Origin of the sequence: Galactobacter sp., assembly GCF_022712295.1 — a bacterium.
In the GTDB taxonomy this organism is placed as follows: domain Bacteria; phylum Actinomycetota; class Actinomycetes; order Actinomycetales; family Micrococcaceae; genus Galactobacter.
This window is the reverse complement of sequence record NZ_JALAGT010000082.1, coordinates 1-15,657: the sequence shown is the minus strand read 5'-3', so window position 1 is coordinate 15,657 and position 15,657 is coordinate 1. Positions and strand designations below refer to the sequence as shown.

At 66.7% G+C, this 15,657-nt stretch carries 13 protein-coding genes and 1 tRNA gene; 4 read left to right on the top strand and 10 right to left on the bottom strand.

What is annotated here, in order from left to right; translation table 11 throughout:
* Positions 1-5: 5 nt before the first annotated feature.
* From Q0A15_RS06330 to Q0A15_RS06320, 3 genes are all read right to left on the bottom strand, one after another.
* Positions 6-79 (bottom strand) — tRNA-Met (locus Q0A15_RS06330).
* Positions 80-266: 187 nt separating this feature from the next.
* Positions 267-3,317: a UPF0182 family protein gene (locus Q0A15_RS06325; RefSeq protein WP_291278680.1), complete on the bottom strand. Its 3,051-nt coding sequence runs from the start codon at positions 3,315-3,317 to the stop codon at positions 267-269.
* Between the two features lie 213 nt (positions 3,318-3,530).
* Positions 3,531-4,646: a S16 family serine protease gene (locus Q0A15_RS06320; RefSeq protein ID WP_291278679.1), complete on the bottom strand. Its 1,116-nt coding sequence runs from the start codon at positions 4,644-4,646 to the stop codon at positions 3,531-3,533.
* A 148-nt stretch (positions 4,647-4,794) separates the two neighbouring features.
* Here Q0A15_RS06320 and Q0A15_RS06315 point away from each other — a divergent pair, with 148 nt between their 5' ends.
* Entirely contained in the window at positions 4,795-6,282 is a 1,488-nt protein-coding gene (locus Q0A15_RS06315; protein WP_291278678.1) for a zinc-dependent metalloprotease, read from the top strand.
* A gap of 112 nt (positions 6,283-6,394) precedes the next feature.
* Here Q0A15_RS06315 and Q0A15_RS06310 read toward each other — a convergent pair whose 3' ends face one another.
* Entirely contained in the window at positions 6,395-7,204 is an 810-nt protein-coding gene (locus Q0A15_RS06310) for a PspA/IM30 family protein (protein WP_291278677.1), read from the bottom strand.
* Positions 7,205-7,491: 287 nt separating this feature from the next.
* On the opposite strand from Q0A15_RS06310, the gene Q0A15_RS06305 reads away from it, so the two are divergent.
* Entirely contained in the window at positions 7,492-8,376 is an 885-nt protein-coding gene (locus Q0A15_RS06305; RefSeq protein ID WP_291278676.1) for an electron transfer flavoprotein subunit beta/FixA family protein, read from the top strand.
* Between the two features lie 5 nt (positions 8,377-8,381).
* Complete coding sequence (locus tag Q0A15_RS06300; protein WP_291278675.1) at positions 8,382-9,323, top strand: electron transfer flavoprotein subunit alpha/FixB family protein; 942 nt, start codon at positions 8,382-8,384, stop codon at positions 9,321-9,323.
* Positions 9,324-9,364: 41 nt separating this feature from the next.
* On the opposite strand, the gene Q0A15_RS06295 is transcribed toward Q0A15_RS06300, so the two are convergent.
* From Q0A15_RS06295 to Q0A15_RS06280, 4 genes are all read right to left on the bottom strand, one after another.
* Entirely contained in the window at positions 9,365-9,940 is a 576-nt protein-coding gene (locus Q0A15_RS06295) for a hypothetical protein (RefSeq protein ID WP_291278674.1), read from the bottom strand.
* 10 nt (positions 9,941-9,950) lie between these two features.
* Positions 9,951-10,454, bottom strand: coding sequence for a tRNA (cytidine(34)-2'-O)-methyltransferase (locus Q0A15_RS06290; protein ID WP_291278673.1), 504 nt, complete (start codon positions 10,452-10,454; stop codon positions 9,951-9,953).
* Positions 10,455-10,546: 92 nt separating this feature from the next.
* Positions 10,547-11,443 (bottom strand): J domain-containing protein, encoded by an 897-nt coding sequence (locus Q0A15_RS06285; RefSeq protein ID WP_291278672.1) that lies wholly within the window; start codon positions 11,441-11,443, stop codon positions 10,547-10,549.
* On the bottom strand, positions 11,440-12,183 hold the full coding sequence (locus Q0A15_RS06280; RefSeq protein ID WP_291278671.1) for a dihydrofolate reductase family protein: 744 nt from the start codon (positions 12,181-12,183) through the stop codon (positions 11,440-11,442). Before Q0A15_RS06280 ends, Q0A15_RS06285 begins: the two co-directional genes overlap by 4 nt.
* Positions 12,184-12,379: 196 nt before the next feature.
* On the opposite strand from Q0A15_RS06280, the gene Q0A15_RS06275 reads away from it, so the two are divergent.
* A complete protein-coding gene (locus Q0A15_RS06275) occupies positions 12,380-13,702 on the top strand; it encodes a DUF4192 family protein (RefSeq protein ID WP_291278670.1) in 1,323 nt (440 codons plus the stop codon).
* Between the two features lie 11 nt (positions 13,703-13,713).
* Here the strand turns inward: Q0A15_RS06275 and folP are convergent, their stop codons facing one another.
* Positions 13,714-14,622 (bottom strand): dihydropteroate synthase, encoded by a 909-nt coding sequence (gene folP, locus Q0A15_RS06270; RefSeq protein ID WP_291278669.1) that lies wholly within the window; start codon positions 14,620-14,622, stop codon positions 13,714-13,716.
* 164 nt (positions 14,623-14,786) lie between these two features.
* The coding region (locus Q0A15_RS06265; protein ID WP_291278668.1) for an MFS transporter at positions 14,787-15,657 on the bottom strand (871 nt) is incomplete at its 5' end.

Here is a 15,657-nt window from a genome sequence, read left to right as displayed (position 1 = left end):
TTTCGTTGCGGGGGCAAGATTTGAACTTGCGACCTCCGGGTTATGAGCCCGGCGAGCTACCGAACTGCTCCACCCCGCGGCGATGTCTACAGTCTAGCGCTTCGCAGCCTTGACGCTAAATCGGGCTTCCTGGCGCCCGCGGAGCCGGAAGGAGCAGAGATCCGCGGAATCTTGCGGATCTGACGGGTGGAAAGGGAGAATCCCCGGTTCCGCGGGTGAGGCTTATCACTCGCAGAACCGGGGATCACCCGTCAGGAATCGACCGGTCAGTTGTTCTCCTTGGCCGGTTCGCTCGAGGAGTCGGCTTCGGTGTCGCCGTCCTTGCCCTCGCCATCCTTGGCGCTGCCGTTGATGGCATCATCGGCAGCGGTGGCTTCTTCGAGGGCCTTCTCCAGCTTCTTCTGTGCCTTGTCGTAGGCGGTGAAGTCGCTCTTGCCCAGGGCCTCCTGACCCTCCTTGATGGCTTCGTTGGCATCCTTCAAGGCCTCGGAGCGCTTCTGCTCGTCCGTGGCCTCAGGCTTATTCTCCGTGCTCTCACCCGACTCGTCGCCGCCGTCGGTATTACCGGCGCCATCGCTGGTCTCCGCTCCGGACTCGCCTTCGAAGACCTGATCCAACGCCTCCGGCAGGGTGTCTGCGAAGCCGACGGAGTTGCCGTAGGAGACCAGGACCTTACGCAGCGTGGGGTACTGGGTGGCACCCGTGGACTGCACGTAGACGGGCTGCACATAGAGCATGCCGCCGCCCACAGGAAGGGTCAGCAGGTTACCGTTCTTCACCGTGGAAGCACCCTGACGCAGCAGGTTCAGCTGCGTTGACACAGTGCCGTTGGAGTCGAAGTTCTGCTGTGCCTGGCCTGGGCCGGGCACGCCGGGCTGGGTGGGCAGCTTCAACAAACGGATCTTGCCGTAGCTGTCGTCCTTCTTGCCCTTGGTGTTGCCGGCGTCTCCGTCCGCGGCCATGAAGCCGTACATCACGTTACGAGCGTTCGCACCGGCCTGCCGGGGGATGAACGCGCTGGTCAGGGAGAAGGCCTCCTGATCGGCGCCGGGCATCTTCACGGAGAGGTAGTACGGAGGCTGCTTGGTGGTGGAGTCACCCGACCCACCAGTGGGGTCGTTGGGGACCTGCCAGGCGTCGTTCTCCTCGTAGAAGTCGTCCGCGTCGGTGACGTGGTACTCACCGAGCAGCTCGCGCTGGACCTTGAACATGTCCTCTGGGTAGCGCACGTGGGACATGAGGTCGGCACTCATCTTGGACATCGGCTTCACGGTGTCCGGGTAGACGGAGCGCCAGGCCTTCAGCAACGGGTCCTTGTCATCCCACGCGTAGAGATCCACCGAGCCGTCATAGGCATCCACCGTCGCCTTGACCGAGTTGCGGATGTAATTCACCTTGTCAGAGAACTGGTCGGAGGTCTGAGCGCTGTCCCCGGTCAGGGTGTCACGCACGGCGTCGCCCAGCGTCTGGGAGGAGGAGTACGGGTAGTCGTTGGTGGTGGTGTAGCCGTCCACGATCCACTTCACTCGGCCATCGATGATGGCCGGGTATGCGGTGGAGTCCACCTGCAGGTACGGGGCCACCTCCTTGACACGCTTCTGGGGGTCGCGATCGTAGAGGATCTGCGATTCAGAATTCACGGCGTCTGAGAGCATCAGGTTCATCGAACCGAACTTGATGGCGTAGGCCAGCTTGTTGAACAGGTTCCCGACCTTGGGACCGCCATCACCCTTGAAGGTGTTGCGCAGGTCGGCCGCGTCGTCGTCTTCCTCCTTCTCACCGTCGGAGGACGGACGGTCCAGCTCGCGGGCCTTCCAATCCTTGGGGCCACCCACCACGGAGAACTCGGGGGAGTTCTGCCCGAAGTAGATACGCGGCTCGTATTCCTTTCCCCCCAACAGCTTGCCCTCGGAAGGGATGCCGGAGAGCGAGAACTCGGGGTCACCCGCGGAGGTGACCTTGTTGCCGTCGGCCGTCACGACGCCGTAGCCGTGGGTGTAGGTGATGTGCTGGTTGACCCAAGAGTCCTTGGGTGCATCGACCTCACGCACCGCGATGACGGTGTCCTGCGTCTTGCCGTCCACCGTGTAACGGTCCACCGGAAGGGTGTCGGCGAACTTGTAGTAGGAGCGGAACTGCTGCAGCTGAGCGAACGCGGGGGAGACGATGGACGGGTCCAACAGGCGGATGTTGGTGGTGGTGGCAGCATCCTTGGCCAGGGCGTTCTTCTTGGGCTGCAGCTGGGCGTCGTAGGAGGAGACCTCCACGTCGTCCAGACCGTAGGCCTGCCTGGTCATGTCGATATTGCGCTGGATGTATTTCTGCTCCATCGTCTTCTCGGACGGGCGCACGTTGAACTGCTGGATGATGGCGGGGTAGACGGCGCCGGCCACCACGGCCACCACGACGAGCATGGCGGTGGTGATCAGTGGAAGCTTCCACTTGCCCATCGCCGCACCGATGATGAACACCACGGCCACGGCCACAGCAGCGATGGCCAGGATCGTGCGGGTCGGGATCACGGCGTGCACATCGGTGTAGAGCGCACCGGGAACTCGGCCGTCCTGCTTGAGCATGGTGGAGTAGCGCCCGAGCCAGAAGTTGACGGCCTGAACCAGGACGAACAGGGCGACGCTGACGCCGATCTGCCAGCCGGCGGCGCGGGAGATCCGCAGTCCGGCCTTGTCCTGGATACGGATGCCGCCGAAGAGGTATTGAGCCAGGATGCCGGCGATGCCGCTGAACAGGACCACCGAGGACAGGAAGCCCACGATCAGTTTCAAGAACGGCAGCACGGTGATGTAGAAGCCCACGTCGAGGCCGAACTGGGGATCCTTCTCACCGAAGGACTCACCGTTGAGGAAGAGCTGAACGGTCTGCCAACCCGAGGCGAAGGTGATGGCCGCGAACGCAGCGATCACGGCCGGGATGAGGATGAAGGCGGCCTTGCGGAAGGTTTGGACCTGGTCCTCGTACTTGGCCAGCGGGTCATCGCTTCGTTCTGACGGAGCGTAGACGGGGCGGTGGCGCCAAGCCAGGTGCAGCTGCAGCCACACGGCCGCACCCATGACCAGGAAGGCGATGACGAACAGCACGATTCGCGTGATGTTCTTGGTCCAGAACACCGTCCCATAGCCGAGCTGGTCGAACCAGAGGATGTCCGTCCACAAGTGAGCGAACCCGATGAAGGCCGCCACGGCAAGGACCACCACGACGATGGCCGGTATCAGTGGTCCTACCCGGCGTTTACCGGTGTCTTCACGTGATTCTCTCGGTCTGGAGTTTCCTGAGGGGAAGGGGAAGGGGCCGGTGCTCAAGGGCGATCCTCACTTGTTACGCCTGTGTACGGGCTACACCCATGGGTCAGGGTGCGCGTCCGATCCATTCTGCCAGGCCAAGTGTTGCCTGTGCGAACCGTGGGAACTCGCTCACCGGTTCAGCGGGAGTCGTGCCATGTCCGACGGAGGCGCCCACCGCCGTCGACCATGGCACCTTCGCCGCGGGTCGCGCGCGAGCGCGCCGGAGCCGGCTCAGCCGCAGCGCTGGTCCCCGACGAGCGATGGGCCTCCCTTGCCGCTGAGTTTCTCCAGGATCTCCCGTGCGTCATGAACGGTGGAGACCGAGTAGACCGTGATGCCGTCCGGTACACGTCCGTTCAGTTCCGCGCAGTTGGCCTCGGGAGCCAGGAACACGGTGGCTCCCGCCTTGCGAGCGCCGACCACCTTCTGCGGAATACCCCCGATGGCCCCGATCTCACCGTTGTCCGTGACGGTTCCCGTGCCTGCCACCTTGGCGTCTCCTGCCAGAGAACCCTCGGTCAGCTTGTCGATCAGACCCAGCGCCATCATGGTGCCGGCCGAGGGACCCCCGATGTCCTGCAACCCGAAATCGACTTTGAACGGGAAGTCGTAATCGGGGGTGATGAAGATGCCCAGGCTGCGTTGCCTGGTGCCGTCCTCGGTCTCCGCGGTACCGACCTCGGCGCTCACCTCCACTTTCTTGCCGCCGCGTTCCACGGTCAGGCCGATGCTCTTGCCTGTTGATGCCTTGACCGCATCCGGGACCTGCTCGTATCCGGTCACCTTGGTGCCGGCCACGGAGGTGATGACATCCTTCGGCTTCAGTACGTCCTTGTTGAGGTCGGCAGCGAAACCGGCCACCACGGGTCGGGTGCTGAAATCGATGTCCAGCTCGGTCAGTGCGGCTGCGGTCGCGGTGTGCTGCGAGTTCGTCATGGCCAAGGCGTTCTCTTGGTCCTGCTGCTGCGAGGTGGTGCCTGCCGGGTAGACGTACTCGCGTGGCTTGAGGTCCTCGGATCCGTCGATCCAGGCCCACAGTGCTTGAGTTCCGCTGATGGATCGTCCTGGACCGCCTGCGACGGACACCGTGGTCAGGGACAGCTCGGATTCGGTTGGATAGGTTTTGGTGCCGGACACCTGGATGACGTTGTCACCGCTGGTGGGGTCCTCTCCCAGCGTGTTGACCGCGGGACCGGGGCCCTCAACGACGTAGGCACTCGGTGCCACCACGGCGCCGATACACAGCAGGAAGGTGCACGCTCCGATGACGGTGGTCTTGTTGATGCTCTTGAATGCGGAGATCCGGCCGCGGGGACGGGAGGAGGGCGCGGCGGGAGGCTGGGTCACTGGGGAAGGCTCCGTTGAAGACGTGGTGCTGAGACTGTGTGAGCCCCGAGCGCATGGAAGAAGGACAACCCCAGGGTAGGCCAGTCGAGGGTGAGCCGACAGCGAACCGCCCTGAACACCAGGCCGATGGCCAGGTAATCTCGTGGCTATGGCCGAGAACTCTTCACGCCCCGACCCTGACGACGAGGACCCGAAGGATCCCTTCTCCGAACTCTTCGGCAAGCTCTTCGGAGCGGGCGGTCCTGGGATCCCGGGCATGCCGGGAATGCCTGGCACGCCAGGTGGGTCCGGCGCGCCCGGCGACGATCAGGACGGCTTCGATCCGTCCCAGCTGCAGGCCATGTTCGGTCAGCTCCAGAGTTTCTTCGGCGCCATGGCCTCGTCGGCCGGTGCGGGAGCCGCCTCCCCGGTGTCCTGGGAGCTGGCCAAGGACGCGGCCAAGGAAGCCATGGGGGACTCTGCCGCCGTTGACCACACCGCACTGCGCGACGTCGTGGAGGCCTCGAGGCTCGCCGATCTCTGGTTGGATGCGGCCACGGAGTTCACGTCGGATTCCACTCCTGTGCGAGCCATGACCCGCAGCGAGTGGGTCGAATCCACGCTGCCGCAGTGGCAGGTGCTGGCCGAACCGGTCGCGACCAGCGCGGCGGCCTCGGTCGAGGAGACCATCAAGCAGCAGCTGGACCAGGAGACCGGTGCGCAGGTACCACCGGAGGTCCTGGGTATGGTCTCGCAGCTCGGCGGCGTGATGCGTTCCATGGGCTCCGCGCTCTTCGGCGCTCAGCTGGGTCGCGCGGTGGGAACACTGTCCGGTGAGGTCCTGGGCGGAACCGACGCCGGCCTTCCGCTGGCAGGGAAGGGCTTCGCCCTGGTCCCACAGAACATCGACATTTTCGGCGACGGTCTGGAACTTCCCAAGCAGGAGGTGCTGCTCTACCTCGCCCTGCGTGAGTCCGCCCATCAGCGGCTCTACCGTGCGGCGCCGTGGTTGAACGAGCACATCGTGTCCTTGGTGAGGGACTTCGCCGCTCGCATCAGCATCGACACCTCGGAGATCCGTGACCGGCTCGAGGGGATCGACCCCACCAATCCGGAACAGCTGCAGGAGATCATGCGCTCCGGTGGCCTGGAGCCCAAGAACACGCCGGCCCAGCAGGCCACGCTGGAGAAACTGGAGACCATCCTGGCGTTGGTGGAGGGCTGGGTGGATGCCGTGGTGACGGCGGCAGCGGACCACCTGCCGTCGGCCCCCGCGCTGCGGGAGACGTTGCGGCGCCGCCGCGCGCTGGGTGGCCCGGCCGAGCAGACGTTCCAGGGCCTGATCGGGCTGCAGCTACGTCCGCGTAAGGCCCGCGAGGCCTCCGCGCTCTGGGAAGCCATCGCGTCTCAGAAGGGGACGCAGTGGCGTGACGACCTGTGGCTGGAGCAGGCGCTGGTCCCCACCGCGGAGGACCTGGAGGACCCGGAAGGATTCTTTGCCCGCCGCGCACTGATCGGTGCAAGCGACGAGGACTTCGATGCTGCGCTGTCCGCCTGGTTGGACGGGCCCAAGCAGCCGGAGGAGCCGACCGACCATGAGGACGGCGACAACGAGGGCGACGAGGGCGACACCCCAGGAGACCAGCCCCGAGGCTGAGAGTCCACGAAACGACGGGGCCGCCCCGAGAGAAATCTCTCGGGACGGCCCCGTCGTCGTTGCGGGTCGGCACTCGAACCGGTACCGGCGAACCGGTACCGGCCCGCCGAGTTCACTGACCCTTGGAGTAGTCCACGGACAGCTCGGTCTCGTTCTCGAGGGAGGACGGCGTGGCGGCCGAGGAGGACTCCAGGCTGGCCCGGGGTGCCGAACCGCCCTTCAGGGCTGCCAGCCGAGCTTCCACCTCGGTCTGTTCGCCCAGATCCTGCAACTGGTCGAACTGCGCATCAAGGGTGGAGGCCGCCAACTCCTGCTGGCCCTTGACCCGGGCCTCCTCGCGGCGGATCTTCTCCTCGAATCGAGCCACCTCGGAGGTGGGGTCCATGAAGTCGATGGACTTCAAGGCGTCGTTGACCTTGGTCTGGGCCTGAGCGGTCTTGGCGCGGGAGACCAGCTCGTTGCGCTTGGACTTCAGCTCGGTCAGCTTGGACTTCATCCCGTTCAGGCCGGTCTTGAGCTTCTCCACGACCTCGGTCTGCGACGCGATGGTCGGTTCGGCAGAGCGGGCCTCGTTCTCCTCGCTCATCTGCCGCTGGAGGGCGACCTTGGCCAGGTTGTCGAACTTGTCAGCGTCCGCCGTGTTTCCCTCGGCGCGCAGCTGGTCCGCCTTGGTGGAAGCGGCGAGGGCCTTCTGACCCCATTCCTGTGCCGCGCGGACGTCCTCGGCGTGGTCCTGTTCCAGCATCCGCAGGTCGCCGATGGTCTGGGCGACGGCCTGTTCCGCTTCCGCGATGTTGTTGGTGTAGTCACGGACCATCTGGTCCAACATCTTCTGCGGGTCCTCCGCGGAGTCCAGGAGGGCGTTGATGTTGGCCTTGGTCAGGGTGGCGATCCGACTGAAGATCGACTGCTTCTTCGCCATGGTTTCTCCTGCTTTCCTCTGGTGAACTTGGGGCCAGCACATCCACACGGTCGTAGGGCCGCGTCGGAGCGCCGTCTTCGATGGGTATGGCCGGACACAGAGCGAACCGGTCCTGAGGTCAACGGTACCCAGGAATCCTGGTGGAACCTATGAAGGAGCCCGATCGGGCCAAGGAAGTCATGCGTGTTGAACCTCTAGGCTGATGACTGACTAGCATGGAGACGGTGGCGGAGGCGGGAGAACAGACCCCGATTCATCCGCTGCGCTGCTCACGAGGAAGGCGGAACATGCCAACGACAGACGGGACACCCCTGAAGGTGTTGGTCCTGGTCAAGTACACCCCGGACCCCCAGTTCCCCAGGTCCTTGGGGCCGGCCGACGAGGATTATCGCCTGGATCGTTCGGAGTCCGTGCTGTCGGAGCTGGACGAGTACGCGCTCGAGGCCGGACTACGCCTCGCCGAGGCACACGGGGACGGCAAGGACCTTCAGGTCACGGCGCTGAGCATGGGCCCGTCCGCAGCCTCCGCCGCGGTGAAGAAGGCCCTCCAGATCGGAGCGAGCGCCGGTGTCCTCGTGTCCGACGACGCCCTGCCCGGATCCGACGCGCAGGCCACCTCCGTGGTGCTGGCCGCCGCCGTGCGGCGTCTGGCGCCGGACGTCGTCATCACCGGCATGGCGTCCACCGATGCGGAGACCGGCGTGATCCCGTCGATGTTGGCCGCTCGACTCGGCTGGGCGCAGCTGACGCTCGCGGACCAGCTGGAACTCGACGCCTCAGGAGCGCGGTTGCGCGGGCGCAGGTCCACTGCCACCCATGTGGATGATCTTGAGGTGGATCTGCCTGCGGTCGTGTCCGTGACGGATCAGTACACGCAGCCGCGCTACCCCAATTTCAAGGCCATCATGGCCGCACGGAAGAAGCCGCTCGACACCCTGTCCCTGCAGGACCTGGGGCTCGACGCAGCCGGCGTCGGCCGCTCCGGTTCCGCCACCACCGTGGTGGAGGCCGGAACGGTCCCCACCCGCCAGGGAGGGCGCACCATTGTGGACGACGGCGAGGCCGGACTGGCGCTCGTGGACTTCCTGGACCAGCGCGGGCTGCTGCCCAGCGCAGCAACCCGGATGCCCAGCGCAGCAACCCGGACCATCGAACCCGAGCAGGGGGCCTGAGCACCATGAGCAGCATCGTCTACCTGGACTCGATCCAGACGCCGTTGTCCACCCAGACCAGGGAACTGGTCGGCCTGGGAACCCTTCTGGGAGACCTCATGGTGGTCTCCGGCTCCACACCGTCCGCCGAGGCCCTTGCGGCGTTGGGAGATCTCGGTGTGTCCCACGTGATCGTTGCGGAGGGGGATGTGGACCAGAGCCTTGCCGTTGGGCAAGGCGAATTGTTGCGCACCGCCGCTGCGGAGCTCGAGGCCCGAGTGGTCCTTGCACCGGCACAGCCCGCTGAGACCGAGGTGGTGGCCCGCGCCGCCGCGCTGGACGGTTCCGCCATCATCACGGGGGCCCAGACGGTGGCGCCCGATCTGAGCGTGTCCAAGCCGGTGCTCTCCGGCACCGGGTACACGGTGGTGCGGCCCACCACCGCCACCGCCTATGTCACGGTGCTCCCGGGAGCCTCAGCTGCCGCGACGAGTGAGGGGGCCGGGCCCGCTGAACTGTACCCGCTCCCCATCGAGGCACCCGCCGCTGCGGCGCGGCTGCTCGCGCGCACGCCGATCTCGGCAGGAGGACGCCCCGATCTGGAGACCGCAGACGTGGTCGTGGCAGGAGGCCGCGGCACCGAAGGTGACTTCACGGCCGTGGAGCAGCTGGCCGATGCGCTTGGCGCAGCCATCGGCGCTTCGCGCGTCGCCGCCGATGAGGGCTGGATCGGTCACGAGTCCCAGGTGGGACAGACCGGGCGTTCGGTGGCTCCGGACCTGTACGTTGCCGCGGGCATCTCCGGTGCCGTGCAACACGTGGTCGGCCTGCGTCAGGCAGGAACCATCGTCGCCGTGAACACCGACGAGGACGCCCCGATCTTCGAGATCGCGGACTTCGGGATCGTGGGCAAGTTGCAAGACGTGCTGCCGCAGGCGGTGGAGGAGATCATCCGCCGCCGCGGCTGAGCCGTCTGTGGCGCTGAGCCGTCTGTGACTCAGAGGGCCGATCACTTCTTGACGATGACCTCGGCGAGGTCGGCCTGCTCGGGAGCGTCCTCGCCGCCCTCTGCCACCAGGGTCAGGTGCACGGAACGAATGTTGTCCAAGCCGCGGTAGCCGTGCCAGCCGGAGGGTTTGGCGCCCAACAGGCCGACGCGCTCGAAGCTCTCCGATGCGTCGGTGTGGGTCACGGAGATCTGGTATTCCTGGCCGTCCGGTGCAGTACCGACGCCGCCCGCCTGAACCGCGAAGGCATCAACCTCGGCGGAGTAGATCACGGTGAGCTTGCCCTTTCCGGCCTCGGCGCTGATGGTCTCGGCATCTGCGGCCTTGCGCACCTGTGACGCCACGGACCGGGACGCGGAATCCGCGGGGCTCTCCCGCTTCCCGGTCAGGTTGACCACGACCACCACGGCCAGAATCACCACGATGAGGGCCGCTACGGCGAAGATCCAGACGGACTTGACTCGCTTGCGGGGAGCCGCGGGTTCCTCCACCTCGGCGAAGAGATCGAGTCCGTTGACCTCCTCGGCCTCGTCGAGCTGACGGTTGCGCCGGGCGTCGTCCGGGGAATCGTTCTGCATGGATGTCCTCTCAGACGGTGGGAGTGGTGATCTGGGGTGCGCCTGCACCAGCGAATCCGTGCTGTCGCCATGCCTCGTAAATCACGATGGAGGCGGAAGCGGCCAGATTCAGCGAGCGGCGTGAAGGCTGCATGGGAAGGGAGACGAGTTCGGTGATGAGCGGGTGGGCCCGTTCCTCGGCGGTCAGCCCCACCGACTCCTTGCCGAAGAGCAGGATGTCGTCGGTGCGGTACTCGATGTCGGAGTACGTCGTGGGTCCCTCTGGCTCGAAGGCGAAAACACGGGATCCGCCGGGGCCTGCGCCGAGTGCCGTGAGGCAGGCGTCCAGGTCGGGGTGCACCGTCACGTAGGCCAGATCGTGATAGTCGAGGCCCGCTCGGCGCAGCTTGGAATCCTCGAGGCTGAAGCCCAGCGGCTGAACCAGATGCAATTCTGCGCCGGTGACGGCGGCCAGCCGGATGGCATTTCCGGTATTGCCGGGGATCTCCGGGGCGTTGAAGACGAAGCGGAACACGCAGCCCATCTTATGGGTGCGGACCCGTGTGCCGGTGCAGAAATGTGGGGGAAACGGTCGATTCAGCGAGAAATGTCACGAATCGGTCACGGTCAGGTCAGGGCTGTGAGGTCCGCCAGGACCCCGAGATCCACCGCATCCGAGTCGGCGCCACCGGCCAGGAACGTGACGATCTCACGTCTGGCCCCGGCCGGATTGGCGGGAGCGGGCTGGGTGGTGCTGCGGGTGTAACTTTCCACGACGGGGCGATGGATGTCCTGCGGCGATGAAGCCACGACCACGAGTCCGATGGCGCGTGAGCCACGCACCTTCCGTTCCAGTTCCGCGGCGGCGCGGGCCACATCGGGGACCGCACGGCGCTTCCCGTCCATCCTCAGCGAGGTCCCGTCCCAACCATGAGGGGAGTCGCGGCTCATGACCACGTCGACGATGACCAACCTCCGGCCCGCCGACAGGACGGCATCGTGCTCACCGTTGCCGGGAAGATCCGTGCCGAGCACGGCCCTGGTCGCGGGAAGGTCCCTCGCTACCGCAGCACTCAGGTTGCTCACCACGGTCTCCCGGACGGCGCGCGTACGGTCCAGGAAGCCGCGTTTGGGCACGCTGCCGCGAACCAACGGCCCCGGGTCAACACCCGGTACGGATCCCGTGAGACGCACCGGCTTGCGGCGAGGAACGGAAGCCGACGGGGGACGTCGGGCAGAGGATGCAGACGGTGGGCTCTGGGGGGCGGCGGTGCCCGACGACGTGTGGCCGGCTCCCGCCGGCCGCGCCGAGGGGCCGGTCGCGGCACCTCGCCTGGCGTCGTAACGACGCCTCTGTTCCGCGTCGGAGAGCACCGTGTACGCCACCGTCACGGCCCGATAGGTCTCGGCGTCACCGCCCAGGTCCGGGTGATGACGACGCGAGAGCGAGCGGAAGGCCTTGCGGATCTGCTCATCGTCTGCGTCCGGGGCCAGGCCGAGCACGCGGTAATGATCCTCGCTCACTGCCCGCCCCCGATGATGGTCCCGGCGGCGTGGTTGTGGTGGCGACGGTAGTCGGCCAAGAGGACGGAGTCCTCCTCGAAGAGGGCGTGGAGCGAGAAATCACGCAGCAAGGGCGAGTCCAGGTCCGGGACCAGGCCGGGGCCGGACATGAGGATGCTCGGCGCCAGGGTCAGGCACAGGGAATCCACTGCGTCCGCGCTGAGGTAGCGGCTCAGGACGGTGGGCCCGCCCTCGTGGTGAAGGTGGAGCAGGCCGCGGGCGGCCAGGGCAGCGGTGATGTCGCGGGGATTCGCGCCAGGGCCCACGGTGACCACTGCATGCGTGCCCAGCGCGTCGGACAGGGCCTCGCGCTTCGTGCGGGGGGCTTCGTCGGAGACCACCACGATGGTCGGCGCGGGCGCATCCGTGAGTACAGGGGCGTCGGCCGGGATACTGCCGGAGGCGGAGAGGACCACGGTGGTAGGAAGCGGGGAACGCCCCTGGCCGGACCTGATCTCCTGCAAGGGTTTCGGCAGCATCTCGCCCCGATAGCCTTCGGCGAGCGCAGTGCCTGCACCAACCACCACCGCGTCCGCGGCGCAACGCAACAGGTGGAACCGGCGGGAATCGGCGGCAGAGGACAGCGGTGCTGAGACCCCGTCCACGCTGATTCTCCCGTCCAATGAGGACACCATGGAGAAGCGGACGAAGGAGCCGGAGGTCGGGGCCGCGGCCTCTGCCAGGAGATCGCCGTCAGACACGAACCGGTGGCTCGCTCCGCCCGACTCGCCGTTCGGGGAGTGCGCGGGCCCACCCGAGCCGGGGGGCGGGAACAGTCGCTGCATGAGCCGAGATTCTACCGGCTCATCCCTTGAACATCCTGCGTGTGGTCGAGTTGTCCACAGGTAGCGAACTCGGTCTGGTCCACACCGTGTGGCGGGGCGCAAGGTTGTCGGCATGAACTCTTCAGCACGTGACCGCCGTCACCACCATATGTCAACCAATGCCATCTCGCCGCGTCGCCACAAGCCTCCTGCCGCGGCGAACCGTACCCGGAAGGAGGGGGATGTCACAGTGGTGAAGGCCGGCTCCGACGCCGAATTGCTCGGCCTGGTTCCGAGCCTCATGGGCTACCACCCCAAGGAATCCCTCATCGTGATCCCCTTTGCGGGCAAACACTGCGGAACCGGGATGCGGATCAACCTGCCACCACGCGCCTCGAGCAGCACCATCGACACTCTGGCCTCGCTGTGCATTTCCAGCCTTTCCAAGATGGATCATTGCAATGCCGCGATGCTGGCTGTGTTCACCGACGAATCCTTCATCAGGGCCGTCCGTGGGTATCGGATGACCTTGAAACGGCTCGAACTGGCCCTCTTGCGCCAGGGATTCGGAATCCGGCGTACGTTCGTCCGAGCCGCGGACGGCTGGTCGGAGATCGACGATCCGGACGCACCGGTCGGCGGATACGATCCGGCGCAACTCGAGGCGGCCCTCCCCGCGGGGCTGCAGCGGCCCACCGCCCATGAACCCACTCCGCCGGAACGTGATGCACGGCTGCCGGAACCCGATACGGCCCGTGCCCAACTACTCTGCGACGAACTCGACCTCTTGGCCGCCGGACGGGAACGCACGGCACTCGGTGTCCTGATTCCCGCCCAGCCGGTGGATCACGTGCAGCTGGTGGAACAGCTCCTGGAGAAGGGCCCACCGCAATTGCCGGTCATCACCATGGCGCGGTTCTGTATCAGTGCGCTGCAACCCGCGTTCCGGGACCCCATGCTGGTGCAATTGGCTTTCGGTGAGTCGGTCGGAGCATCCGCCAGGGACTACAACATCCGCCACCACGAACGAATGCAAGCGACCGGACTCAGCTCGGACGAGCTGGCGATGCGGGATCTGGCCCAGGGGCGGGTGGTTGAACGCGATGTAGCGATGATCATGGGGGACTGGCCGGACGCACCGGACGCGGATCGGCTGCAGAACGCCCAAGACGTGGTGGCCCACATCGCCGCGCACTGCCCCACGTGGGCGCGGCCACCGGTGCTGTGCGTGCTCGGCTGGCTGTACTGGGCAGCAGGTGGCGGCAGCGCGGCCGGCGCCCACTTGCAGGAGGCCCTGCGCCTGGACCCGAGCCTCCGCATGGCCGCACTGCTGCTGGCCCTCGTGGACTCGGGCAAGCTGCCAGAGTGGGGGTTTCGCTCCATGGATCGCATGGTCAGCCGGTTGGGAGACGGGGGAGGGCCGTCGGGCCCCGGCCGGAACCGGGATGCGGCTTGATGACGCGGGGCTCAGGGGAGATTGATCTCGCCCATGTTGTGCCGTGTATAGGCAGGCCGCCGCCATCCTGCCATGGCCTCGAACATCCTCGCCGCGTGGACGGACTGGGTCACGTTGTGCATCCGGATGACCCGGGCGCCTTCGTGCAGGCAGTACACGGCCGCCGCGATGGAACCGGCCGCACGGTCCTGTTTGGGCAGGTCCAAGGTCTCTCCGATGAAGTCCTTGTTGGAGACGGCGGCCAGGGTGGGGAAGCCCATGGCCGCGACCTCGGACAGCTCGCGGGTGATGCGCAAGGTGTCCTCGGTGTTCTTGTTCAGGTCGTGGCCGGGGTCAACGAAGAGGTGGGATTCGGGGACGCCCCCGTCCACCGCCTTCGTCACCGCCTGCCACAGCCGCTGGATCACCTCTGCCGTCACGTCGTTGTAGTGGGGGCGCGGGTACACGGTGCGGGGTGCTGCCAGCGAATGGGTCACCACCAGGTGGGCACCGGCCTCCGCAACCACGGACGCGAGGTCAGGGTCGGAGAGGCACGTGGTGTCGTTGATGACATCAGCACCGGCCGTCAGTGCGGCCTCGGCAACGCGGGCATCGAAGGTGTCCACGGAGATCACCACGTCCGAGCCCGCATCGCGGATGCCCCGGACCACCGGGACCACCCGGTCGGCCTCCTCCTGCCAGGGCAGCGGGGGACCGGGCGCAAAGGGCACGCCCCCGACATCGACCCAGTCCGCCCCGTCACGGTCGGCCGTCAGCGCGGACTCCACCGCGCTGTCCAAGGCGAAGGTGCGCCCCTGATCGAAGAAGGAGTCCGGGGTCCGGTTCACCACCGCCATCACCGCCACCGCTCGTGAGAAGTCGATCTCCCTGGCGCCCAACCGATGAACGGGGTGGCGTAGCGGTGGCAGGGCGAGTGGCATCTGGTCTCCTGATCCGGGGCTTGTGTCCGGGGTGAATGTCTCGGTGCTGATGGGCAATACGGCACGGGTCGGCAGTATTGGGCCGGTTGGCAGTCCGGGGCTGGCGGGCAGTCCTGGTGGGCCCGGTCGGAAAATTGCGGGCACCGTTGCCCAGTGTGCCAGGCTCATTGCCGTCCGCTACGCGTGGGCCCGGGCAGGCCGACACGGCGGGCCACGACGCACATCCACGCCGCGCCTGCCAGCGCGATGCCACCTGTCACAGCAATTCCCGTGCTCAGTGAGGCTGCCGCGATCAGGAAGGAGGTCAGCGCGGGTCCTCCGAGCCTCCCGATGTTGTTGAACATGGCCCAGACCCCGAGGAACCGGGCCCGGCCCACGGCCGGGGACAGATCCGCGCCGATGGTCATGTTCACGCCGGCCCCGAGCCCGTTGCCCAGCGCCATGATCAGGACGGCCACGATCAAACCGGTCAGGTGTTGCCACCACACCATCACCAGGAAGCCGATGCCGAAGACACCGAGACAGGTCACCAGGATCGCCGCACGTCCCCAACGTTCCTTGAGATACCCGCCCAGGAACATGAAAAGCAGTTCCACCGCGGCTCCGATGGCGATCAAGGAGGAAATCGCCGACTCGTGCAGTCCGAGGTGGACTCCCCACAGCTGCACGATGATGGGTTGTCCTGCACGTGCCACCGTCAGAGCGGTGATGGAGACTCCCACCAACACCACCGCGTTCCAGCGGACCTGCAGCTGCCGCAGAGAGGGGCGGGAGGCGGTGCCGACGGGCGTAGCGCGACCGTCGGTCGCGCCCTCGTCCTCCGGGGTGGCGGGTGCCGAGCCGCGCTCGTCGGGCATGGGGGCGCGGACTCGCCGTCGCGACGGACGCGGCGCGTCCAAAGCCCGCCCAGCGGGCAGACAGACCACCACGGTGGCGGCCGCGGCCATCGCGGCTGCCAGGACGAAGACGGACCAGATGGGCGCCACCAACATGATGGCGGCCCCCAACAACGGCCCAACCAGGTTCCCCACCCGC